General features: G+C 68.1%; 22 protein-coding genes. 2 read left to right on the top strand and 20 right to left on the bottom strand.

Annotated features, from left to right (window positions below):
• Nucleotide 1: 1 nt before the first annotated feature.
• Together secD and yajC are read right to left on the bottom strand one after the other, a co-directional pair.
• Entirely contained in the window at nt 2-1,576 is a 1,575-nt protein-coding gene (secD, locus tag H7X47_RS13520) for a protein translocase subunit SecD (protein ID WP_193369209.1), read from the bottom strand.
• A gap of 41 nt (nt 1,577-1,617) precedes the next feature.
• The gene (gene yajC, locus H7X47_RS25835) at nt 1,618-2,007 is read right to left on the bottom strand and encodes a preprotein translocase subunit YajC (RefSeq protein ID WP_319633605.1); all 390 of its coding nucleotides are present in this window, start codon (nt 2,005-2,007) and stop codon (nt 1,618-1,620) included.
• Between the two features lie 234 nt (nt 2,008-2,241).
• On the opposite strand from yajC, the gene H7X47_RS13510 reads away from it, so the two are divergent.
• Nucleotides 2,242-3,117 (top strand): ATP-binding protein, encoded by an 876-nt coding sequence (locus H7X47_RS13510; RefSeq protein WP_193369207.1) that lies wholly within the window; start codon nt 2,242-2,244, stop codon nt 3,115-3,117.
• A 9-nt stretch (nt 3,118-3,126) separates the two neighbouring features.
• Here H7X47_RS13510 and H7X47_RS13505 read toward each other — a convergent pair whose 3' ends face one another.
• The 18 genes from H7X47_RS13505 to H7X47_RS13420 all read right to left on the bottom strand — a co-directional run bounded on the left by H7X47_RS13505 (nt 3,127) and on the right by H7X47_RS13420 (nt 20,250).
• On the bottom strand, nt 3,127-3,453 hold the full coding sequence (locus H7X47_RS13505) for an antibiotic biosynthesis monooxygenase family protein (RefSeq protein ID WP_193369206.1): 327 nt from the start codon (nt 3,451-3,453) through the stop codon (nt 3,127-3,129).
• A 51-nt stretch (nt 3,454-3,504) separates the two neighbouring features.
• A complete protein-coding gene (locus H7X47_RS13500; RefSeq protein ID WP_193369205.1) occupies nt 3,505-4,095 on the bottom strand; it encodes a DUF502 domain-containing protein in 591 nt (196 codons plus the stop codon).
• Nucleotides 4,096-4,251: 156 nt separating this feature from the next.
• Nucleotides 4,252-5,469, bottom strand: a complete 1,218-nt coding sequence (locus tag H7X47_RS13495; protein WP_227010454.1) for a LysM peptidoglycan-binding domain-containing M23 family metallopeptidase — start codon at nt 5,467-5,469, stop codon at nt 4,252-4,254.
• Nucleotides 5,470-5,501: 32 nt separating this feature from the next.
• Complete coding sequence (locus H7X47_RS13490) at nt 5,502-6,188, bottom strand: protein-L-isoaspartate(D-aspartate) O-methyltransferase (protein ID WP_193369365.1); 687 nt, start codon at nt 6,186-6,188, stop codon at nt 5,502-5,504.
• On the bottom strand, nt 6,185-6,967 hold the full coding sequence (gene surE, locus H7X47_RS13485) for a 5'/3'-nucleotidase SurE (RefSeq protein WP_193369203.1): 783 nt from the start codon (nt 6,965-6,967) through the stop codon (nt 6,185-6,187). Before surE ends, H7X47_RS13490 begins: the two co-directional genes overlap by 4 nt.
• Nucleotides 6,960-8,237, bottom strand: coding sequence for a serine--tRNA ligase (serS, locus tag H7X47_RS13480; protein ID WP_193369202.1), 1,278 nt, complete (start codon nt 8,235-8,237; stop codon nt 6,960-6,962). Before serS ends, surE begins: the two co-directional genes overlap by 8 nt.
• 230 nt (nt 8,238-8,467) lie before the next feature.
• The gene (locus tag H7X47_RS13475; RefSeq protein WP_319633604.1) at nt 8,468-9,571 is read right to left on the bottom strand and encodes a YeeE/YedE family protein; all 1,104 of its coding nucleotides are present in this window, start codon (nt 9,569-9,571) and stop codon (nt 8,468-8,470) included.
• A 52-nt stretch (nt 9,572-9,623) separates the two neighbouring features.
• The gene (gene tatC, locus H7X47_RS13470; protein WP_193369201.1) at nt 9,624-10,511 is read right to left on the bottom strand and encodes a twin-arginine translocase subunit TatC; all 888 of its coding nucleotides are present in this window, start codon (nt 10,509-10,511) and stop codon (nt 9,624-9,626) included.
• Complete coding sequence (gene tatB / locus H7X47_RS13465; protein WP_193369200.1) at nt 10,508-11,005, bottom strand: Sec-independent protein translocase protein TatB; 498 nt, start codon at nt 11,003-11,005, stop codon at nt 10,508-10,510. The genes tatC and tatB overlap by 4 nt, the downstream gene beginning before the upstream one ends.
• Nucleotides 11,006-11,055: 50 nt before the next feature.
• Nucleotides 11,056-11,304, bottom strand: coding sequence for a twin-arginine translocase TatA/TatE family subunit (locus H7X47_RS13460; RefSeq protein ID WP_193369199.1), 249 nt, complete (start codon nt 11,302-11,304; stop codon nt 11,056-11,058).
• Between the two features lie 91 nt (nt 11,305-11,395).
• On the bottom strand, nt 11,396-12,463 hold the full coding sequence (locus H7X47_RS13455) for an ABC transporter ATP-binding protein (protein WP_193369198.1): 1,068 nt from the start codon (nt 12,461-12,463) through the stop codon (nt 11,396-11,398).
• A gap of 32 nt (nt 12,464-12,495) precedes the next feature.
• Nucleotides 12,496-13,674, bottom strand: a complete 1,179-nt coding sequence (gene scpB / locus H7X47_RS26610; RefSeq protein ID WP_227010452.1) for an SMC-Scp complex subunit ScpB — start codon at nt 13,672-13,674, stop codon at nt 12,496-12,498.
• Nucleotides 13,671-14,480: a segregation and condensation protein A gene (locus tag H7X47_RS13445; protein ID WP_193369197.1), complete on the bottom strand. Its 810-nt coding sequence runs from the start codon at nt 14,478-14,480 to the stop codon at nt 13,671-13,673. The genes scpB and H7X47_RS13445 overlap by 4 nt, the downstream gene beginning before the upstream one ends.
• Nucleotides 14,481-14,520: 40 nt before the next feature.
• Nucleotides 14,521-15,222, bottom strand: a complete 702-nt coding sequence (locus H7X47_RS13440) for a site-2 protease family protein (protein WP_193369196.1) — start codon at nt 15,220-15,222, stop codon at nt 14,521-14,523.
• Nucleotides 15,222-16,256 carry a beta-N-acetylhexosaminidase gene (nagZ, locus tag H7X47_RS13435; RefSeq protein ID WP_193369195.1) on the bottom strand — a complete coding sequence of 345 codons (1,035 nt, stop codon included), beginning with the start codon at nt 16,254-16,256 and terminating at the stop codon, nt 15,222-15,224. The genes H7X47_RS13440 and nagZ overlap by 1 nt, the downstream gene beginning before the upstream one ends.
• Nucleotides 16,256-17,293, bottom strand: coding sequence for an SPOR domain-containing protein (locus H7X47_RS13430; RefSeq protein ID WP_193369194.1), 1,038 nt, complete (start codon nt 17,291-17,293; stop codon nt 16,256-16,258). The genes nagZ and H7X47_RS13430 overlap by 1 nt, the downstream gene beginning before the upstream one ends.
• The gene (gene argS, locus H7X47_RS13425) at nt 17,294-19,048 is read right to left on the bottom strand and encodes an arginine--tRNA ligase (protein ID WP_193369193.1); all 1,755 of its coding nucleotides are present in this window, start codon (nt 19,046-19,048) and stop codon (nt 17,294-17,296) included.
• On the bottom strand, nt 19,045-20,250 hold the full coding sequence (locus H7X47_RS13420; protein WP_193369192.1) for a deoxyguanosinetriphosphate triphosphohydrolase: 1,206 nt from the start codon (nt 20,248-20,250) through the stop codon (nt 19,045-19,047). Before H7X47_RS13420 ends, argS begins: the two co-directional genes overlap by 4 nt.
• Before the next feature lie 178 nt (nt 20,251-20,428).
• Between H7X47_RS13420 and erpA the strand changes: the two genes are divergently transcribed.
• Nucleotides 20,429-20,776, top strand: coding sequence for an iron-sulfur cluster insertion protein ErpA (erpA, locus tag H7X47_RS13415; RefSeq protein WP_193369191.1), 348 nt, complete (start codon nt 20,429-20,431; stop codon nt 20,774-20,776).
• Nucleotides 20,777-20,783 lie beyond the last annotated feature (7 nt).

Here is a 20,783-nt window from a genome sequence, read left to right as displayed (position 1 = left end):
CCTAAAGCGCCAGGGCCTGCGGCCGGCGGCTGCGCAGCCAGGCGACCACCAGCAGGCGGGTGACCATGATCGCGGAGAACATGGAGGTGATCAGGCCCAGCGACAGGGTCACGGCAAAGCCCTTGATCGGGCCGGAACCGAACTGGAACAGCAGCAGCGCCGCGATCAGCGTGGTCAGGTTGGAGTCGAAGATGGTCTTCATCGCGCGCCGGTATCCCGCGTCCACCGCGGTGACGGGGCCGCGCCCGGCCCGCATTTCCTCACGGATGCGCTCGAAGATCAGCACGTTGGCGTCGACCGCCATGCCGATGGTCAGCACGATGCCGGCGATGCCCGGCAGCGTCAGCGTCGCCTGCAGCACCGAAAGCGCCGCCATCAGCAGGATCAGGTTCACGAAAAGCGCGACGCTGGCCAGGGCGCCGAACAGGCCGTAGGCCCCGACCATGAAGACCACCACAAAGATGAGCCCCAGCACCGAGGCGATCTCGCCGGCCAGGATGGAGTCGGCGCCCAGGCCCGGGCCAACGGTGCGCTCCTCCAGGTAGGTAATCGGCGCGGGCAGCGCGCCGGCGCGCAGCAGCAGCGCCAGGTCCTGCGCTTCCTGCGTAGTGAAACTGCCGGAGATGATGCCCCGCCCGCCGAGGATGGGCTCGTTGATGACCGGCGCCGAGATCACCTGGTCGTCGAGAATGATGGCGAAGAGCTTGCCGACGTTGTCGCGGGTGGCATCGCCGAAACGCTTGGCGCCCTGGGCGTCGAAGGCGAAGGAGACCACCGGGCGCCCCTGGTCGAAGGTCGCGCTGGCGCTGGTCAGGCTGTCGCCCGAGACCATGACGCGCTTGCTGACGACATAGCTGCCGGGCAGACCAGAGCGCCCGCTGTCGGCGGCGGGCAGTTCCTCCGAGGACGGCGGGATCGGCCCGCCGGGGCGCACGTTCTCGTTCACGAAGCGGAAGGTCAGCACCGCGGTCTTGCCGATGATTTCCTTGAGCCGCTGCGGATCGTCGAGGCCCGGCACCTGGATCAGGATACGGTCGTCGCCGTGGCGCTGGATCGAAGCCTCGCGGGTGCCCAGTTCGTCGATGCGGCGGCGCACCACCTCAATGGCCTGGGCCATGATCTGGTTGGCGCGGGTGCGCGTCTCGGCCTCGCTGAAGGTAACGCGGATGACGCCGCTATCATCGATATCGATCTGCAGCCCTTGGCTCAGGCCGGCGATCGCGTCACGCGCCTTGTCCGCATCGGCCGGGTCGGCCAGGGTCGCGCCCACGCTGTCGCCGAGGTCGCCGAGATCGCTGTAGCCGATGCTGTCCCGGGTGAACTCCCGGCGGATGTCCTCGGCCAGGTTCTCGCGGTCCTCCGCGAAGACGTAGTCGAGATCAACCTCGGAGAGCAGGTAAACGCCACCGCGCAGGTCGAGCCCGAGGCTGATCTGCTGGTGCGGCACCCAGCCCGCGGACTCGGCCATCTGATCGGCCTGGTCGCGGCTGAACAGCAGGTTCGGTGACGCATAGATGACCCCCAGCAGAACCACCAGGAGGATCAGGATGACTTGCCAGCGCGGAAGATGAACCATCGAAGGACGCTTTCTAGAGCGGTCTCGGCCTTGAAGCGGGCTTAGGACTTGTTATCGGGCTTCTTGCCGCCAAACAGGCTGCCCAGCAGGCCACCGCCCAGCAAGCCACCGGGCCTGCCGCCCGGATCGTTGGCCGGCCTGGCCCCGCCGTCGCCCTTGCCGGGCGCGGCCTCGGTCTTGCTCAGCACATCCTGAATGGTGTGGCGCATCACGCGGACCCGCACCCCCTCGGCCAGTTCGACCATGGCCTCGGCCTCGTTGACCACCTTGGTCACGGTGCCGATCAGACCGCCGGCCGTGACGATCTTGTCGCCGCGCCGCAGGGCGGAGACCATCTCGCGATGTTGTTTGACCTTCTTCTGCTGCGGACGGATCAGCAGGAAGTAAAAGACGATGATGATCAGGAAAATCGGCAGGAGGGACGTGAACATGTCCGCTCCCCCGGCTCCTGCAGCCTGGGCATAGGCGGGCGAAATAAGCATACTTAGACCTCTTCCGAGCAGTCAGACCGGCGGACTATAACGGCAAGCGCACGAATTGCAACGTCACCGGACGCCGGCCGAGGTTCCGCCCCGATCCCCGCCCGGCCGCTTGACCGGAAGCCCACGCCGCAATAGATTTCGCGGCCAAAATCAGCCTGTTAAAGTCCGTTCCTTGGAGCATAGATGAACAGCCCCGATCGTGACAACCTCCACCCGGTTCTCCAGCGCATTGCCGAGGCTCTGGAGCGACTCGCCCCTGCCCCTTCTTCGGCGGTCGCCATGGACGGGGCCGACGCCTTCGTCTGGAACCCCGAGCGCGACCGGCTGGACCCGGTTCACCATGTAAATCGGGTCGACATCACGCTTCTGCAAGGCATTAGTCGGCAGACCGAGACCCTGTATCAGAACACCCGGCGCTTCGCCGACGGGCTGCCGGCCAACAACGCGCTGCTGTGGGGCTCGCGCGGCGCCGGCAAGAGCTCCCTGGTGAAGGCGGTCCACGCCAAGGTGAACGACGACCGCGGGGACGGCCCCCGCCTGGCCCTGGTGGAGATCCACCGGGAGGACATTCCCAGCCTGCCACAGCTCCTCTCCCACCTGCGCGGCGTCAAGCGGCCCTGCGTGCTGTTCTGCGACGACCTGAGCTTCGACGGTGAGGACGCCAGCTACAAGTCGCTGAAGGCGGTGCTGGAAGGCGGCATCGAGGGGCGGCCGGACAACGTCATCTTCTACGCCACCTCCAACCGCCGCCACCTGATGCCGCGCGACATGATCGAGAACGAGCGTTCGACCGCCATCCACGCCTCTGAGGCGGTGGAAGAAAAGGTCAGCCTCTCGGACCGCTTCGGCCTCTGGCTCGGCTTCCACAACTGTGACCAGGACACCTACTTCGCGATGATCGAGGGCTACGCCAAGCGCTACGGCCTGGACCTGCCGAACGAGCAGCTGCGCGCCGAGGCCAAGGAGTGGTCGGTGACCCGCGGCGGGCGCTCCGGCCGCGTCGCCTGGCAGTACATCCAGGATCTCGCCGGCCGCCTGGGCAAGCGCCTTGACGACTGAGGTCGCAGCCTACGGCTGTGGGGCCTCGTCGCGGTCGTGCGGGCCGTAGTCGCGGATCACCGAGGCGACCCGCAGGCGGTAGTTCTCGAACAGCTCGTGGCGGCCCCGTCCCTGCGCGGCCTGGTGCTCGCTCTGGCGGCGCCAGCGCGCGATGGACTCCTCGTCGCGCCAGAACGACAGCGAGAGCAGCTTGCCCTCCTCGGTCAGGCTGGAGAAACGCTCCACCGAGATGAAGCCGTCGACCTGCTCCAACTCGGCGCGGAGCACGGCGGCGATGTCGAGGTAGGCGCCCTTGTGCGCCGGCTTGGGCCAGACTTCGAAGATCACCACATGCATAGGGTCCGGTCTCCCTTACGTCTTGCGCGGGCCTTTGCGGCTGCTGCGTTCCTATCCTCTTAGCAGGCCCTGCGAGCCCTTGCCCAACTGTTTGATCTTCTGCACCGTCGTCATCATGGGAACATCCAGCGGCGTCACCCGCTCGGCGGCCATGAGGGCGACGCTGCCCGACCAGGGGTTCGGCGCCCCCGGCAGGTAGACCACCACCTGCCCGTCGGCCGTGCGCTCGATCTCGAAGGCGATCTGGGCATTGTCGTCGAAGCGTGCCAGCACGGTCTTCATGCTCTCGTCGCCCTCGGCCTGAACGATGCTGCCCGCCATGCCCTTGATGAAGTGATAGACGGGAAGCCGCTCCAGAAAGCGCCCTTCCAGACCCTCGACCAGCTTTGCGGAGAGGCGCGCCTTGGCGACGAGGCCGGCGACGAAGCAGAGCACCAGGATCAGCCCCACTTCCAGCAGGTTGGCCAAGGCGATCCCGCCGACCGTGTCGACCGGGATGAAAGCGGACAGTGGCTGGGCGATCACACGCATGATCTCGAGAGCCTTGCCCAGCACCAGCACCAGCACCAGGATGACGAAGGGAATGAGGAAGACCAGCCCGCCGACCACCGTGGTCCGGATAAATCGGGTCCAACCAGACATTCATGCCTCCCAGCGCCTTTTGCGCGGCTTTGACCTGAGTCCCTGGGATCACCGGCAGGCGGCGCTCGTTCGGTGCGGACGGCCAAGCTGGAGAGCCGAGCACCCCGGCGGGTGTCGCCGTCCGGCACCTTACCACTCTCGCGGGAGTGCGGGCCGCTAATTCGCGGCGGAAGCCGTGCGCGGCGCCAGCTGGGTCTCCGGATTGACGGCGCGGGTGCCGCGGCGCACCTCGAAGTGCAGCTGCGGACGCTCGACATGGCCGCTGCTGCCGACGCGGGCGATGGTCTGGCCCTGGACCACCCGGTCGCCGGCGGCGACCAGCAGTTCCTCGTTGTGGGCATAGGCTGTCACCCAGCCGCCCGCGTGCTTGACCAGCAGCAGCTTGCCGAAGCCCTTCAGCTCCTCGCCCGCATAGGCGACCACGCCGTTCTCGGCGGCGCGCACCGGGGTGCCGCGCGGCGCGGCGATGTTGATGCCGTCGTTGTGCTCGCCGCCCTTCTTGGCCCCGAAGGACGACAGCACCCGCCCCTGGACCGGCCAGTGGAAGGAAGAGCCGGCCCGCGCCGGCGGATTGGCCAGCGCCGCCTGGGTCTCCGCCTTGGAGCGCGGCGGCTTGCGCAGCCCCTTGTTCATCGCTTCCCGGTCAGCTTCGGGCGGTGTCGCTTCCCGTGACGCCACAGTCGGCGCGGCGGGCGCGGCGGCCGGCGGCGGCGCGTAGGCGACCGCCGTGGCCTCTGCCCCTGCCGCCGAATCCGGCGTCGGCAAGATCAGCTTCTGGCCCAGCGGAATGCTGTAGGGCGGCTGGATTCCGTTGAGGCGCACCAGCTCGCTGCGGTCGATGTTGTAGCGGCGCGCGATGTTGAAGACGGTGTCGCCGGCCACGACCTCGTGCACCTGCGCCTGCGGGATGGTCAGCTGCTGGCCGATGGTGAGGGCATAGGGCGGCTGCAGCGCGTTGGCGTCGATGACCGCGCGGATCGGCAATCCGAAGCGCCGGGCGATGCCGTAGAGGCTGTCGCCCTTGGCCACCACGTAGCGGCCGCCGGCGGGCGCCGCCGCAGTTGTCGCCGCCACCTGCTGGACCGGCTGCGGCTGCGCGGCGGCGAGCGGCTTGGCCACCGGCTGCGGCGCCAGAGCCTGCTGGCCGACCTTCGGCAGCGGCGCCAGTTCCTGCACATCGACGGCGGCGGCGGGTTGCGCCGCGGCGGTCTCCACCGGCAGATCCCAGGCGGCCAGGTCGGCCGGCGGCGGCGGCTTACGCTGCGGCAACGCCGGCGGGTCCTTCGGCGTCACGAAGCCGACGGGGCGGTAGTCGGGCGTGGCAAAGCAGCCGGCCAGCAACAGAGCGGCGGCTGCAAGGGCCGCAGGCGCCAAGCCAAAGGGGGACATCCTTCGCCGGGTCTCGGTCATGCCAGTCCCTCGCTGCGCTGAATGAAACCGGAGGTGAGGCCCACGGCGTCGTCCGGCACGCCTTCGACCAGCGGCACGAAGCGCACGTCGCTCAGGTGCTCCTCGACCAGGCCGTCTGCGGTGCGGGTCAGGCGCAGCAGCGCCTGGTCGCGCGAAGTCCGGCCGACGGGCAGCACCATGAGGCCACCCTCGGCAAGTTGATCCACCAGGGCGCCGGGCCGGCCGCCGGCGCCCGCCGTCACCATGATGCGGACGAAAGGCGCCTGCTCGCGCCAGCCCTTCCAGCCGTCGCCGTGGCGGGTGGTGATGTTGTGCAGGCGCAGCTCGGTGAAGCGCGCCTCGGCGACCTGCAACAGCTCCTTGAAGCGCTCGATGGTGTAGACCCGGCGGCACAGCCGCGACAGCACCGCGGCCTGGTAGCCGGAACCGGTGCCCACTTCCAGCACCTTGGTGCGGCGGCTGGCGCGCAGCGCCTGGGTCATCAGGGCCACCACCTGGGGCTGGCTGAGCGTCTGCCCCTGACCGATGGGAATGGCCATGTTCTCGTAAGCCTGGTGGCGGAAGCTTTCGGGCGTGAAGGCCTCGCGCGGGATGCGCTCGATCGCGGAAAGCACGTCGGTATCCGCAATCCCGGCGCGGCGCAATTCCATGACCAGACGGATCTTGCGCGACGCCACCATCAGTCGAAGATCCCCTGCATCTTCTTCATGGTCCCCCGGTGCGTCAAATCCAGGTGCAGCGGCGTGATGGAGATTCCCCCGCGCGCCGTCACCGCCAAATCTGTGTCCTTGTCCTTCGACTCGTCGACCTGGTAGCCGCCGATCCACACGAAGCGGCGCCCCGAGGGATCCTCGCCCTCGGTCACCGTGGTGCCCTGATCGCGGCGGCCCTGGCGGCAGATGTGAATGCCTTGCACGTCGTCCGGCGCCACCGCCGGAAAGTTCACGTTGACCAGCAGGTCGCGGCGCCACTCCATGGCCGCCAGGCGGCGCACGATGCCGGCCAGGAACTGCTCGGCCACCTTCCAGCGCACGATGCCGTCGGCCTGGCGCTGCTGGCTGAAGGCGATGGCGCGAATGCCCAGCAGCGCCGCCTCCATGGTCGCGGCCACGGTGCCGGAATAGGTGACGTCCTCGCCCAGGTTGCCGCCGTCGTTGATGCCGGAGAGCACAAGGTCCGGCGTATGATCGGCCATGATGCGATGGTGGGCGACCAGCACGCAGTCGGTCGGCGTGCCGTCGACGGAAAAGCGCTTGGCGCCCAGGCGCCGCTCGCGCAGCGGCCGGCGCAGGGTCAGCGAGTGGCTGGTCGCCGACTGCTCGGTCTCCGGGGCCACCACCCAGACGTCGTCGCTCAGGGTCTTGGCGAGCTTCTCCAGGATCTTCAGGCCCGGCGCGTGAATGCCGTCATCGTTGGTGACCAGCACCCGCGCCTTTTTGAGATTGAGCGCCCCCTTAGCCATCGGCAGCGATCACCTCCAGGCCGCCCATGTAGGGACGCAGCGCCTCGGGCACCTCGATATTGCCGTCGGCCTGCTGATAGTTCTCCAACACCGCGATGAGGCAGCGCCCCACCGCAACGCCGGAACCGTTCAGAGTGTGCACGAAGCGCGTGCCCTTCTCGCCTTCCGGCCGGTAGCGCGCCTTCATGCGCCGCGCCTGGAAGTCGAGGCAGTTGGAGCAGCTGGAGATCTCGCGGTAGGCATCCTGACCCGGCAGCCAGACTTCGACGTCGTAGGTCTTGGCCGCGGAAAAGCCCATGTCGCCGGTCGACAGCACCATGGTGCGATACGGCAGGCCCAGGCGCTGCAGCACCGTCTCGGCGCAGCCCACCATGCGCTCCAGTTCGTCGGCGGATTGCTCCGGCGTGGTGACCGAGACCAGTTCGACCTTCTCGAACTGGTGCTGGCGCAGCATGCCGCGCGTGTCGCGCCCGGCCGAGCCGGCCTCCGAGCGGAAGCAGGGCGTCAGCGCCGTGACCCGCATCGGCAGGGCCTCAGCAGCAACGATCTCCTCCGCCACGAGGTTGGTCAGCGGCACTTCCGCCGTCGGGATCAGCCACAGGCCGTGGGTGGTCTTGAACAGGTCCTCGGCGAACTTCGGCAGCTGGCCGGTGCCGTAAAGGATCTCGTCGCGCACCAGGAAGGGCGGCGCCACCTCGGTGTAGCCGTGCTCGCCGGTGTGCAGGTCGAGCATGAACTGGGCCAGCGCCCGGTGCAGGCGCGCGATCTTGCCGCGCATCACCGCGAAGCGCGCACCGGAAAGCTTGGCCGCCGTCTCGAAATCGAGGAAGCCCAGCGCCTCGCCCAGGTCGTAGTGCTCCTTGGCCTCGAAGTCGAACTTGCGCGGTTCCAGGTGGCTGCGCAGACAGACGTTGGCGCTCTCGTCCGCGCCCTCCGGCACCTCGGGCAGCGGCGCGTTGGGCAGGCCGCTCAGCAGATCCTGCAGCTCGGCGGCAAGCTGGCGCTCACCCTCCTCGGCCGCGGCCATCTTGTCCTTGATGCCCGCCACCTCGGTCATCAGAGCCTCTGCGTCCTCGCCCTTGCGCTTTGCCTCGCCGATCGCCTTGGACGCCTCGTTGCGCCGCGTCTGCATGGTCTGCAGATCGGTCTGCGCCTCGCGGCGCTTGGCATCGAGGGCGAGAACCACGGCCGACAGCGGCTCCAGCCCGCGGCGCTTCATCGCCGCATCGAAGGCTTCGGGTTCTTCACGGATCCAGCGGATGTCATACATAGAGGCACGCGACTCGGGTTTGTTGCAGGCGAATCGGGCCACTTATACGGCCCCGCCAGCGCCCCTGTCCACGTTCGACTGCCCCGATTCGCCCAAGAAATGCCCCAGGAATCCAGGGCTTAGCTTCACCGACCGGGCCAAGGCCGGAGTCGAAACCGGTGTTCCGATTCGGAAAGTGCCGCCGACTTAAAGTAATTTCTGAAGAAGGCGCGTTTACGGATGTTAACGCCTCAGGCCGCGGCCGGCCCCCGGGCCCTGGTCTTGGGCTGGTCGACCAGATAGTCCGTCAGCACCGCGCCGACCCACATGGCGGTCAGCGCCAGCCAGGCCGAGACCGCGAAGGTGGAGCCGCCGGTGACCCCGGCGCCGATGGCGCAGCCGCCGGCCAGCATGGCGCCGAACCCCATCATGGCGGCGCCGCTGAGATAACGGCGCATGGACTTGGCGCCCTCAAAGCCCTCCAGCTTCCACTCGCGCGCCAGCAGCGCCGCCAGGGCCGCGCCCAGGAAGACGCCGGGAATGAGCCCGACGTCGAAGTCGACGGTGTCGGAGGCGGTCATAAAGAACATCAGTGTGTCCGCGGAGGGTCCGGAGAAGGTCAGGCTCTCGACCGAGACCGGGTCGAAGGCCTGGCTCGAGACCGTTGCCGTCAGCAGCCAGCCCGCCCCCACCGAGAAGCCGACGCCAGAGCCGAAGACCAGCACCGGCCAGGCGATACCCGCGCGCCAGGAGGCGGCGAGCGCGATGAGGGCCAGCACAGCGCCGATGGCGACACCGGCATAGGGGCCGAGGCCGAGAAAGCTGGTGAGCTCGATGTTTGCCGGCCCGGTGACCCAGAGCCCCGCCAGGGCCGAGCGCGCCGGGGCCAGCACGCCGTAGAGCGACATCTGCGCCGTCACCGCGAAGACCAGACCGGAGAGCAGCGCGCGCAGATTGCCGCCGGCGGCCAGCACCAGCAGCCGCCCGGAGCAGCCGCGCGCCAGCACCATGCCGGCGCCGAAGATCAGCCCGCCCAGGATCGCGCCGGAGAGCGAGCCGGGCGAGGACAGCCAGCGCGCCTGCTCCAGCGGCACCAGGCCTGACAGGGCGAAGGTCTGGGTCCAGAACACCGCCGTCGAAAAGCACAGCAGCCACACCGCCATGCGCGGGCCGAGCTGGCCACGGGCGAATTCCACCGTCGCCGCGCGCAGGCAGAAGCGGCTGCGCTGGGAGGACACGCCGAAGATCACCCCCACCGTCAGCCCGACCAAGGCCGCGGCCCCGGTGTCGCCGGTGATGTCGAGTATCCAGTTGATATCCATAGAAAAACGGCCCACCACGGTCGGAATCCCCACCTTTTTAGCGGAAAATCCCTACCGCGACCTTGATTCAGGTCAGAAACGGGGATCAGGGGGCCGGCGGGACCTTGTCGTCGTCCTCGTCCTTGGCCTCGGCGTCCTCGTCGTCGTCGAAGTCCTCGAGGTCGTCGTCGCCGAACTCGTCCTCGTCCTGGGCCTCGGCGCGCTTCTTCTCGACCATCTTCGCCATGATGATGGAGATCTCGTAGAGCACGATGATCGGCACGGCGAGGCTGAGCTGGCTCAGAGGGTCCGGCGGGGTGAAGATCGCCGCGACGATAAAGACGCCGACGATGGCGTACTTGCGCTTGGCGGCCATGCCCTTGGAGGTGGCCAGGCCGACGCGCGCCAGCAGGGTCATGACGACCGGCAGCTGGAAGCACAACCCGAAGGCGAAGATAAGCTGCATGAGCAGCGAAAGGTACTCGTTGACCTTCGGCTCGAGCTGGATCGGCAGAGAGGAGTCCGTGCCCGGTACCTCGAAGCCAATGAAGAACGTCGCCGCGAAGGGGAAGATGATGTAGTAGACCAGCGCCCCGCCCGTGAAGAACAGGAAAGGCGTGGCCACCAGGAACGGCAGCAGCGCCGACTTCTCGTGCTTGTAGAGCCCCGGCGCCACGAAGAGCCAGAACTGGGTCAGAAAGACCGGGAAGCAGATGAAGGCCGCGGCAAAGAAGGCCACCTTCACGTAGGTGAAGAAGACCTCCGTCAGCGCGGTGAAGATCATCCTCCGGAAATGTTCCGCGATGCCGTGTTCCAGCATCACGTCGGCCAGCGGCTGGGCCAGGTACTGGAAGATCGGCTGCGCGAAGTAAAAGCACACCAGGAAGACCACCAGCAACGCCACGACCGAATAGAGCAGGCGCTGGCGCAACTCGATCAGATGATCGAGCAGCGGCATCTTCTTGTCTTCGGGGGCTTCCGTCACGGTGGTCATGCGGTCTTCTTGGACCCTTCGTCACCGGCGGCCGGGACAGGCTCGCCGCCGCCCTCGGCAGTGCCGGCCTGCGGGGTGTCTTCCGCGGCCGGTGTCAGGGAATGGGCCGGCGCCACGTTCGCTGAAGGCATCTTGGCCGCCGCCTTCTCCGCATTGCTCTCGCCGTCCTCGGAGGACGAGGCGCTGCTCTCGCTGCGCGCTTCCTTCTCGATGGCGCGTACTTCGCCGCCGACCTCGTCGTCGGGGTCGAGGGCGTTGGAGAGCGTGCGCTGCAGATTGCCGCCGCGGGTGGCTTCCAGGGCCTTTTTCGCGTCCTCCAGCTCCGCCTCGCGCACCATCTCGTCGATGCCGGACTGGAATTCGCGCGTGAGTGAGCGCGCCTTGCGCATCCAATGCGCAATGGTCTTCATCGTTTTTGGAAGGTCTTTCGGTCCGATTACAACGAGGGCGATCAAGGCGATCACCGCCATCTCGGACCAGCCGATATCAAACATGGGCGCCCATCATCGCGAAGGCACGGCGCAAGGACGCGGCCGGCCCGGCCTCAGCCGTTGGCCGCCTTGTCCTTTTCCTCGGAAGACGACATGGCGGCGCTGTCCTGGTCGATGACCTTGGGGCTGTCGCCGGCCGTCTCTTCTTCCTTCTTCTTGCCTTCTTCCTTGAGGCCCTTCTTGAAGGCGTTGATACCCTGTCCCATGTCGCGCATCAGCTTTGGAATCTTGCCGCCGCCACCGAACAGAACAAGCACAACAACCAGCACGATGAGCCAGTGCCAGATACTAAAGGTTCCCATTCCGGGATCTCCCTAAATTTCGACGTAACCGCCTCTTGAGGCGGACTATCGCAAAAAGCCCCCGCCGCCGCAACGCTCCTGGACAACAGGGTTAATGCCCCTCACGCGGAAAAACAAAGGCTTGCGCCCGGTCCAGGGCGACCGCCAGACACTGCCGTTCCGGAGGCAGGAAACGCCCCGGCACCCGGGCATGGAAATGAGGCGAACCCTCGGGTAATTCAAGGCTGCGCAGGTGAATGAGGCTGGTGCGGCCCATGAGCCGCGCGGCCATCACCGCCACGCTGTGCGGGGGCACCGGGCAGCCGTCGTCCACCGGGGTCAGATGCAGGGCTTCCGGGCGGATCAGCACCTGCACGGCGCTGCCCTCGGGCAGATCCCCGGCCCCCACCGCGCCGAAGGGCGTGGCCACTTCTCCCGCCTCAACAATGCCTTCCAAATGATTGATTTCACCAAAAAAAGAGGCGACGAAGGCGTCGGCGGGCTCGTAGTAGAGGTTGGCCGGCGTGCCCTGCTGGACCAGGCGGCCGTCGCGCATCAGGGCGATGCGGTCGGCCATGAACATGGCCTCCTCCGGGTCGTGCGTGACCATCAGCGTGGTGGTGCCGCTCTGCTTGAGGACGTGCAGCGTGTCGTCACGGACCTGCTGGCGCAGCCGCGCGTCCAGGTTGGAAAAGGGCTCGTCCAGCAGCATGACCCGCGGGCGCGGCGCCAGGGCGCGCGCCAGGGCGACGCGTTGCTGCTGGCCGCCGGAGAGCATGTGCGGATAGGCATCGCCGGCCGCGGCCATGCCGACCAGCGCCAGGGCCTCGCTCACCCGGCTGCGGCGTTCGGCCGCCGCGAGGCGGCGCAGCCCGAAGGCCACGTTGTCGGCCACGGAGAGATGGGGAAAGAGGGCGTAGTCCTGGAAGACCAGGCCGACAGAGCGTTCCTCGGGCGGGCGCTCGCGGCCCTCGCCGGCGACCACCTCCCCGTCGATCAGCACGCGCCCCTGCTGCAGCGGCTCCAGGCCCGCGGCGACCCTGAGCGCCGTGGTCTTGCCGCAGCCCGAGGGCCCCAGCAGACAGACCACCTCGCCCGGCTCCAGCGACAGGCTGAGGTCATCGACCGCCAGCAGTTCGCCGAAGGCATGGCTCACGTGGTCCAGGGATAGCGACGACATTGGGAAAGCTCAGCGACGGCCGGCCGCGCGGGTCAACCTGTGCTCCGCTGGGGCTCGTCTTCGGAGTCCACCGCGCCGGCTTCCTCCTCTTCTTCGTCGCCCGCGAAAGCGGCCTCTTCCAGGTCGTCCTCGTCGAAGCCGGCTTCTTCGGAGTCTTCCGCTTCGAAGTCCTCTTCCTCAAGGCCGGCGTCTTCGGGTCCACCGGCACTGGCATCCGCAGCGACGTCCCCGGCCGCCTCCCCGGCGGCCTCGAGGACCTCGTCCTCCAGGTCGTCGGCAGCGTCCTCGGCGTCGCCCTCCTCGGCCGCCGCCGAGAGATCGACTTCCTGCGGCAGCATGTCCTCGCCAAAGGTGGCGTCCAGGAGTTCGCGCTCGCTGCCCTCGATGATCTCGCTCTCGTACTCGTCGTCCTCGTCCTCCTCGACCTCTTCCGGCGCGATCTCGCCGGCGGCCGGCAGCAGGCCGCGGTCGCTGAGCGCGGTCAGCGCCGGGCGGGTATCCAGCAGCCCCGCGGCCTTCAGCTCCTCGACACCCGGCAGGGCGTCCAGCCCTTCCAGCCCGAAGTGATCGAGGAAGGCATCGGAAGTGCCCCAGGTGACCGGACGGCCCGGCGTCTTGCGGCGCCCCTTGGGTCGGATCCAGCCGATCTCCAGCAGCGCGTCGAGCGTGCCCTTGGAGAGCGCGACGCCGCGCACCTCCTCGATTTCGGCGCGGGTCACGGGTTGGTGGTAGGCGATCACCGCCAGGGTTTCCAGGGCGACGCGCGACAGCTTGCGCACCACCTTGTTCTCCAGCTCCATGCGCGGGGAAAGATCCTCGGCGGTGCGGAAGGCCCAGCGCGCACCACGCTTCACCAGGTTCACGCCACGGTTGGCATAGAGTGCCTGCAGGTCGTTCAGCAGCGGCTCCAGCGCCACGTCCTCGGGCAGGAAGCGGGCAAGCTGCGCCGGCGCCAGAGGCTCCGCGGAGGCGAAGAGCAGCGCCTCGACAAGCCGCAGGTTGTCGAAGTCGGTGGCGCCCGTCTCGGACTCGCCCGACTCGTCATCATCGGACTCCTCGCCGTCGGACTCCTCCTCTTCGTCTTCCGCCGAGGCCTCGACCTCGTCGTCTTCCACGGCGTCGTCTTGGGGATCCTCGGCCGCCATCTCGGCCTCCGGCAGTTCCGCCTCGGCAGCTTCCGGCATATCGGTTTCAGGGGTCTCGGAGGTCATGCTTGCTCCTGTTGCTCCTCGGCGGCGCTGCGCAGGTAGATGGGACCGAATGTGCCATCCTGGCGAATGCGCAGCTTGCCTGCCTTACACATCTCGAGAGTCGCCGCGAAGGTCGAAGCCAGGGCCGAACGCCGCAGCAGCGGGTCCCCATGGATCTGCAACTCCGGCGGCAGGAAGGACGACAGCGTGCGCCAGCCGGGGATGGCGCCGAGCATGGTCGACAAACGGGTCACCGCCTCGTCGACGGAGAACAGCTCGGTCGCGCGGATCTGCAGGTTCTTCGGCCCGGCCTTGGCGCGCTGGCGGCCGTAGGCCTTCAGCAGGTCGAACAGCGTCGCGTCGTAGGTGGTGGTGGTGCGGGTCTTCACCCGCTCCGGCGTGCCGCGGCAGAAGATATCGTTGCCCAGCTGGGGCAGCGCCATCAGCTTTTCACCGATGTCGCGCATGGCCTGCAGGCGCTGCATCTGGAACTTCAGGGCGGCAGCCATCTCGGCGCCGCTCGGCTCCTCCTCGGTGCCGGTCTCCGGCAGCAGCAGGCGCGACTTCAGGTAGGCCAGCCAGGCCGCCATGACCAGGTAGTCGGCGGCCAGCTCCAGGCGCACCGCCCGCGCCTCCTTCACGAACTCCAGGTACTGCTCGGCGAGGTCCAGAATGCGGATGTGCTTCAGGTCGACCTTCTGGTCGCGCGCCAACTCCAGCAGGACGTCGATCGGACCGGCATAGCCGTCCAGTTCCAGCAGCAGCCGGTCCCGGGTCGCGCTGCGCGCGCCCTCGATCCCCTCCTCGAAGGGAACCACGTCACTCACGGCTGAAACTCCTCATTCGGCCCTTCAAAAGGCATTTCTCCTAGGACAGACCCGCCAACCAGGTGAAAAACGGCATCAGCCACATCACCGGCGTGCGAATCACCAGATCGAAGAAGGACAGGTTAGCACCAAAGGCCCGGCCTGCGTAGGGCAGCAGGAAGAAGGCCGCGATCAGCAGAATCAGGCCGTAGCGCTCCATCTTGGCCAGCGGCACGGCCAGGCTGAGCGGCAGGACCCCGACGGCGATGCGCCCGCCGTCCAAGGGCGGCAAAGGCAGCAGGTTCAGGACCGCCAGGATCAGGTTCAGGAAGATCGAGTTCAGCAGCATCTGGCGCAGCCACTCCGCCGCCGGGTCGGGAAACAACCCGGCCGGGTGGAACAGCAGCGCCGAGAGGACCGCCAGGATCAGATTCGACAGCGGCCCGGCGGCGGCCACGTAGACCATGTCGCGGCGCGGCTTGCGCAGGCGGTGGAAAGCCACCGGCACCGGCTTGGCGTAACCGAAGACGAAGGGCAGCGGCGAGATGTAGAGCAGGATCGGCAGCACGATGGTGCCGAAGGGGTCGACGTGCTTCAGCGGGTTGAGGGTCACGCGCCCCAGCTTGTAGGCCGTGTCGTCGCCGTAGGACCAGGCGATGATCCCGTGGGCGGCCTCGTGCAGGGTGATCGCCAGCAGGATCGGCAGGATCCAGGTCGAGATGGTGTAGGCCTGGGCCGAGAAGTCGATATCGAGAAGGGGCATCAGGCGATATTCATGATCGCTTCCAGCCGCCGCAGCAAGGCCGCAGAATCGACCGCTTCGGCGGGGCCGAGGCGCGCCCGGCCGGCGGCGATGCGGCGCTGGGCCTCGGCCGTCAGCGGCCCGACGGCAGCAGCCACCTGCTCCATCTCCTCGGGCTTGCCGTTGCAGTGCAGGGCGACGTCGCAGCCGGCGCCCAGGGAGGCCTCGGCGCGCTCCCCCAGGCTGCCCTTCAAGGCCTCCATGGAGAGGTCGTCGGACAGCAGCAGGCCGTCGAAGCCGATCTCGCCGCGGATCACCTGGGAGATCACGTCGGGCGAAGTGGTCGCCGGGCGTTCCGCGTCCAGCGCGCTGTAGACCACGTGGGCGGTCATGGCCCAGGGCGCGTCGGCCAGAGCCTTGAAAGGCTTGAAGTCGGTCGCCTCCAGCTCGGCCTTGCCGGTGCCGACCACCGGCAGGTCCTTGTGGCTGTCGACGCGGGCGCGGCCGTGGCCGGGAATGTGCTTCACGATCGGCATGACGCCGGCCGCCAGCATGGTCTCGCAGACCACGCGGCCCAGGTCGGCCACCAGTTCCGGATCGCCGCCGAAGGAGCGGTCGCCGATGACGTCGTGGGCGCCGGGGAACTGCAGGTCCAGAAGCGGCACGCAGTCGACGTCGATGCCCAGGTCGGTAAGCTCGGCGGCGAGCAGCTGGGTGTTCAGCTTCAGGGCTTCCTGCGCCCGCTCCCGGTCGTGGCTGGCCAGGCGGCCGAAGAAGCTGGCCGGCGGCGCGTTGCGCCAGTGTGGCGGCTTCAGCCGGGCGACGCGTCCGCCCTCCTGGTCGATCAGCACCGGGGCGTCGTCACGCCCGACGCTGGCGCGCAGCGCGGCCACCAGGTCGCGCACCTGCTGCGGTGATTCGCAGTTGCGCTGGAAGAGGATGAAGCCGAAGGGATTGGCGGCGCGGAAGAAGCTTTCTTCGTCGGCGCTGAGACTGAGCCCCGCGCATCCGTAGATGGCCGCGGAGGGCGTCGGCGGGTCGGCGGTGTTGGGCATCAGCGTTGTTTGACGAGGCAGTCCTGGTTGCGGGCTTTCAATTGGGCACAGACCTTGGCCGCCACATCGCGGTTGGCGAAAGGCCCGGTCTGGACGCGGTAATAGGTCGTACCCTTCACCTCGGCGGCCTCCAGAGACAGCTTGCGTCCGCCGAGTTGGTCAGGGTGCGCTTTCTGGAGGCGCGCCCACTCCTGGGACGCCGCCGCCTCGGACTTCACCGAGGAAAGCTGCAGCACCACGTCGCCTTCGGTCAGCGCCGCCGTCTGGGCAGGCGCCGCCGTTTGCCCATTCACCGTTTGCCCATTCGCCGTTTCCAGGGGCTCCTGCTCCAGCAGCGCGGCGATCTGGTCGCCGCCCTCGGCGGGCGCCGTCTCCGGCTTGGGGATCGGCTTGACGATGCCGGCGTCGGCCGTCTCCACCGGCGCCTCCGGCGGCGCCGGGATCTCGGCCGGGGCTTCCGGCGCCTCGGCCATCAAGGGCGCTTCCGCGGCCTCGGCCGGCAGCGGTGCCTCGCTGCCTGCCTGGGCCATTTCTGACGGGGCCGTCTCGGAGGGAGCGGTTTCAGGCACTTCGGCCATGGGCTCGGGCGGCTGCGGCGTCTCCGGGGCCGGCAGCAGCCGCTCCACCTGGGGCGCCTCCGCGCCCGCGGCGCCTTCGTTCAGGACCAGCTTGTCCTGGTAGGGCACTTCCATGCCGCCGGGCTGCTCCGGCTTCACCTTCTCCGGCATGGGCTCGGCGCGCACCACCGGCAGCTCCTCGCTGGCCATCTTGCCGGTGCCCCAGGTATAGGCGTACCAGACGATGGCGCCGAAGCAGAACACCGCCGCCAGGGCGGTAACGATGGGCACCAGGCTGCGGCGCTCGCGCAGGTCGGCTTCCAGCTCTGCCGTGTCATCGTCAAAGGCGGCGCTGCGGCTGTCGCCCTCGCGGTCCTGGCCGTAGATGATGCGCCGCATGCCCTCGTCGCTGAAGGGCGGCGAGCCCGCCGTCAGTTCGTCGTCGTCGCCATTCCGGCCGCGTCCAGGCCCGCTCGCCATCTAGCGCATCTCCTCAACCGGCGTGACGCCGAAAATCTCCAGTCCCGAGGCGATCACGAAAGCGGTCGCCTGCACCAGGGCCAGGCGCGCCGCCGTCATTGCCGGGTCGTCCGGCAGCAGGAAGCGCAGTTCCGCATTGTCCTTGCCCTTGGTCCAGAGGCCGTGGAAGGCACCCGCCAGATCGTAGAGATAAAAGGCCACCCGATGTGGTTCGTGAGCATCCGCCGCGCTTTCAAGCAGACGGGGCCATTCCGCCAAGAGCTTAATCAGATCAAGCTCCCCCGAGTCGGTCAAGCGATTGAGGTCCGAGCCCGCCAAAGACACAGGATCTAGGGAAACCCCCGGCATTTCCGCCGCCGCGTGGCGCAGCACCGAGCAGCAGCGGGCATGGCAGTACTGGACGTAGAAGACCGGGTTGTCGCGGGACTGCTCCATGACCTCGACCAGGTCGAAATCCAGGGTCGCGTCGTTCTTGCGGGTCAGCATGATGAAGCGGACCACGTCCTTGCCCACTTCCTCGATGACCTCGCGCAGGGTGACGAAGGTGCCGGAGCGCTTGGACATCTTCACCAGCTCGCCGCCGCGCTTCAGGTTCACCAGCTGGCAGAGCTTCACGTCCAGATCGCCCTTGCCTTCGGTCAGGGCCTTCACGCCGGAGGTCATGCGCTTCACGTAGCCGCCGTGGTCGGCGCCCCAGACGTTGATCATGGTGGCGAAGCCGCGGCGGAACTTGTCCAGGTGGTAGGCCATGTCGCCGGCGAAATAGGTCCAGCTGCCGTCGGACTTCTTCAGCGCCCGGTCGACGTCGTCGCCGAACTGGGTCGCCTTGAACAGCAGCTGCGGGCGCGGCTCCCAGTCCTCGGGCGTCTTGCCCTTGGGGGGCTCCAGCACGCCGGTATAGGTCAGCCCGCGTTCCTCAAGAAACTTCAAGACCTCCTCGACGCCGCCGGCCGCGACCAGCTTGCGCTCCGAGGAGAAGACGTCCTGGTGGACGCCAAGGAAATCCAGGTCGGCGCGGACCAGGTCCATCATGGAATCGATGGCGAACTGGCGCACCTCCGGCAGCCACTCGGCCTCGTCCTTGCCGAGCCACTTGTCGCCGTCGCGCGCGGCCAGGGCCTTGCCGGTCTCCTTCAGGTAGTCGCCGGGATAGAGGCCCTCGGGAATCTCGCCGATGTCCTCGCCCAGGGCCTCGCGGTAGCGCAGATAGGCCGAGCGCGCCAGGGTGTCGACCTGCCCGCCGGCGTCGTTGATGTAGTACTCCTTGGTCACCTTGTAGCCGACCTTGGCCAGCAGCCCGGCCAGGGCGTCGCCGACCACGGCGCCGCGGGCGTGGCCCACGGTCAGCGGCCCGGTCGGGTTGGCGGAGACGTACTCCACGTTGACCGCCTCGCCCGCGCCCATGTCACTGTCCCCGTAGGCCGTGCCTTCCTTCAGGATCTCGGCCAGGCGCGCGTACCAGACGCCGGGAACCAGGCGCAGGTTGATGAAGCCGGGGCCGGCAACCTCCACCCCGGTGACGTCGTCCAGCTTGCCGAGGCGCGCCGCCAGGGCCTCGGCCAGGTCGCGCGGCTTCCTGCCGGCGGGCTTGGCCAGCACCATGGCCGCGTTGGTCGAGAGATCGCCGTGGCCGCGCTCGCGCGGCGGCTCCACCGTCACCCGGGCATAGTCGAGCCCGGCGGGCAGCTCTCCGGCGCCGGCCATCTGCTCAAGCTCACCGACAACAATATCCTTGAAGTACTTGAAAAGGTTCATGCGTTCTTGACTCGAAGATCGAAATTCTTGGTGTGCTCGTCCAACGCGTAGCGATCGGTCATGCCGGCGATGTAGTCGGCCACCAGCCGCGCCCGCCCGGGCTCCGGTAGATCCCGCGCCTCAGCCTGCCACTCGTCGGGCAGGCAGTCGGGCCGGGCCAGGTAGTGCTCGAACAGCTCGCGCACCACCCGCTTGGCCTTGGTGGTCATGCGGTTGACCTTGTAGTGGCGGTACATGCGGGCGAAGAGGAAGGACCGCAGCGCGCGGTCGTTCTGGCGCATCTCGTCGGAAAAGGCAACCAGCGGCGCCGCCAGGGCCCGCACCGCCGCGGCCGAATCCGGCCGTGTCTCTGCGACGCGCCGGCGCGTCTCGGCCAGCAGATCGGAGACCATGTGGTCGATGACCCGGCGGATGGTCTCGTGGATCACCCGGCCCTCCTCCAGGCCCGGATAGCGCCCCCTCACCTCGGCCAGCACCGGCCCCACCAAGGGCAGTTCCTTCAGGTCGTCGAGGGAGAACAACCCCGCCCGCACGCCGTCGTCGATGTCGTGGTTGTTGTAGGCGATGTCGTCGGACAGCGCCGCCACCTGGGCCTCGGCGGAGGCGAAGGTCGCCACCTCCAGGTCGCGCTTGTCGCGGCAGTAGGCGGCTACGGTGGCCGGCACTTTCTCGCCTTCACGTGCCGCCGGGCCGGTTAGCGGGCCGTTGTGCTTGACGATGCCCTCCAGGGTCTCCCAGGTCAGGTTGAGGCCGTCGAACTCCGCATAGCGCTGCTCCAGCAGCGTCAGGATGCGGAAGGTCTGTTCGTTGTGGTCGAAGCCGCCGTAGGGCTCCATCGCCTGCTTCAGCGCGTCCTCGCCGGCGTGGCCGAAGCAGGTGTGCCCCAGGTCGTGGGCCAGGGCCATGGCCTCTGCCAGGTCCTCGTTGAGACCCAGGGCGCGGCTGATGGAGCGGGCGATCTGGGCCACTTCGATGGAGTGGGTCAGCCGCGTGCGGTAGTAATCGCCCTCGTGATAGACGAAGACCTGGGTCTTGTACTTCAGGCGGCGGAAGGCGCCGGCATGGACGATGCGGTCGCGGTCGCGCTGGAAGCAGGTCCGGGTCGGGCTCTCAGGCTCCGGGATATCGCGCCCGCGGCTGTCCTCCGGCCGGCAGGCGAAGGCGGCGGGCAGATTCGGCTGGGGCGTATCTTGGCGCGACATGGGCGCGAACCTACGGCCTTGGCTTGTGTTACGCAATGGCGGTTTTCTGCGCCTTTCGGGGGGCTGCCAGGGGGCCCTCCGGCGGATATTTGACAAGCCCGGAGAAGTCCCTACATCTTGAGGGTCAACCACAGGTGATCCGGGGCCGGAAAAGCCGGCCAAGGCTCTAGGGAAAGTTATGACCACAGCGGCAGACAGCCTGGAATTCTCGCTCACCGAGCGCGCGGCCAAGCGCGTCGCCTTCCTGATCGAGCAGGAAGGCCAGGAGGGGCTGATGCTGCGCGTCGCCGTCTCCGGCGGCGGCTGCTCGGGCTTCCAGTACGGCTTTTCCTTCGACGATACGGTCAACTCCGACGACCGCACCTTCGAACGCGACGGCGTCGTGACGGTGGTCGACGAGACTTCCCTGGAACTGCTGAACGGCGCTCAGGTCGACTTCGTCGAGGACCTCGGCGCAGCCTCCTTCCAGATTAAGAATCCCAACGCCACGTCTTCCTGCGGCTGCGGTTCCTCCTTTGCAATCTGAGCGAGGC

Origin of the sequence: Pelagibius marinus, assembly GCF_014925385.1 — a bacterium.
GTDB classification, from domain to species: Bacteria; Pseudomonadota; Alphaproteobacteria; order Kiloniellales; family Kiloniellaceae; genus Pelagibius; species Pelagibius marinus.
The sequence above is the reverse complement of the archived record's forward strand: the minus strand, read 5'-3'. Positions and strand labels throughout refer to the sequence as shown.

Bases quoted from the DNA above. Each gene is read 5' to 3' on its own strand.
- surE (WP_193369203.1), bottom strand. From the start codon at position 6,967: ATGGCTAAGGGGGCGCTCAATCTCAAAAAGGCGCGGGTGCTGGTCACC.
- tatC (WP_193369201.1), bottom strand. From the start codon at position 10,511: ATGACCACCGTGACGGAAGCCCCCGAAGACAAGAAGATGCCGCTGCTC.
- serS (WP_193369202.1), bottom strand. From the start codon at position 8,237: ATGTATGACATCCGCTGGATCCGTGAAGAACCCGAAGCCTTCGATGCG.
- H7X47_RS13460 (WP_193369199.1), bottom strand. From the start codon at position 11,304: ATGGGAACCTTTAGTATCTGGCACTGGCTCATCGTGCTGGTTGTTGTG.
- H7X47_RS13440 (WP_193369196.1), bottom strand. From the start codon at position 15,222: ATGCCCCTTCTCGATATCGACTTCTCGGCCCAGGCCTACACCATCTCG.
- H7X47_RS13455 (WP_193369198.1), bottom strand. From the start codon at position 12,463: ATGTCGTCGCTATCCCTGGACCACGTGAGCCATGCCTTCGGCGAACTG.
- scpB (WP_227010452.1), bottom strand. From the start codon at position 13,674: ATGACCTCCGAGACCCCTGAAACCGATATGCCGGAAGCTGCCGAGGCG.
- argS (WP_193369193.1), bottom strand. From the start codon at position 19,048: ATGAACCTTTTCAAGTACTTCAAGGATATTGTTGTCGGTGAGCTTGAG.
- H7X47_RS13420 (WP_193369192.1), bottom strand. From the start codon at position 20,250: ATGTCGCGCCAAGATACGCCCCAGCCGAATCTGCCCGCCGCCTTCGCC.
- H7X47_RS13510 (WP_193369207.1), top strand. From the start codon at position 2,242: ATGAACAGCCCCGATCGTGACAACCTCCACCCGGTTCTCCAGCGCATT.
- H7X47_RS13505 (WP_193369206.1), bottom strand. From the start codon at position 3,453: ATGCATGTGGTGATCTTCGAAGTCTGGCCCAAGCCGGCGCACAAGGGC.
- nagZ (WP_193369195.1), bottom strand. From the start codon at position 16,256: ATGCCCAACACCGCCGACCCGCCGACGCCCTCCGCGGCCATCTACGGA.
- tatB (WP_193369200.1), bottom strand. From the start codon at position 11,005: ATGTTTGATATCGGCTGGTCCGAGATGGCGGTGATCGCCTTGATCGCC.
- erpA (WP_193369191.1), top strand. From the start codon at position 20,429: ATGACCACAGCGGCAGACAGCCTGGAATTCTCGCTCACCGAGCGCGCG.
- secD (WP_193369209.1), bottom strand. From the start codon at position 1,576: ATGGTTCATCTTCCGCGCTGGCAAGTCATCCTGATCCTCCTGGTGGTT.
- H7X47_RS13430 (WP_193369194.1), bottom strand. From the start codon at position 17,293: ATGGCGAGCGGGCCTGGACGCGGCCGGAATGGCGACGACGACGAACTG.
- H7X47_RS13500 (WP_193369205.1), bottom strand. From the start codon at position 4,095: ATGTCTGGTTGGACCCGATTTATCCGGACCACGGTGGTCGGCGGGCTG.
- yajC (WP_319633605.1), bottom strand. From the start codon at position 2,007: ATGTTCACGTCCCTCCTGCCGATTTTCCTGATCATCATCGTCTTTTAC.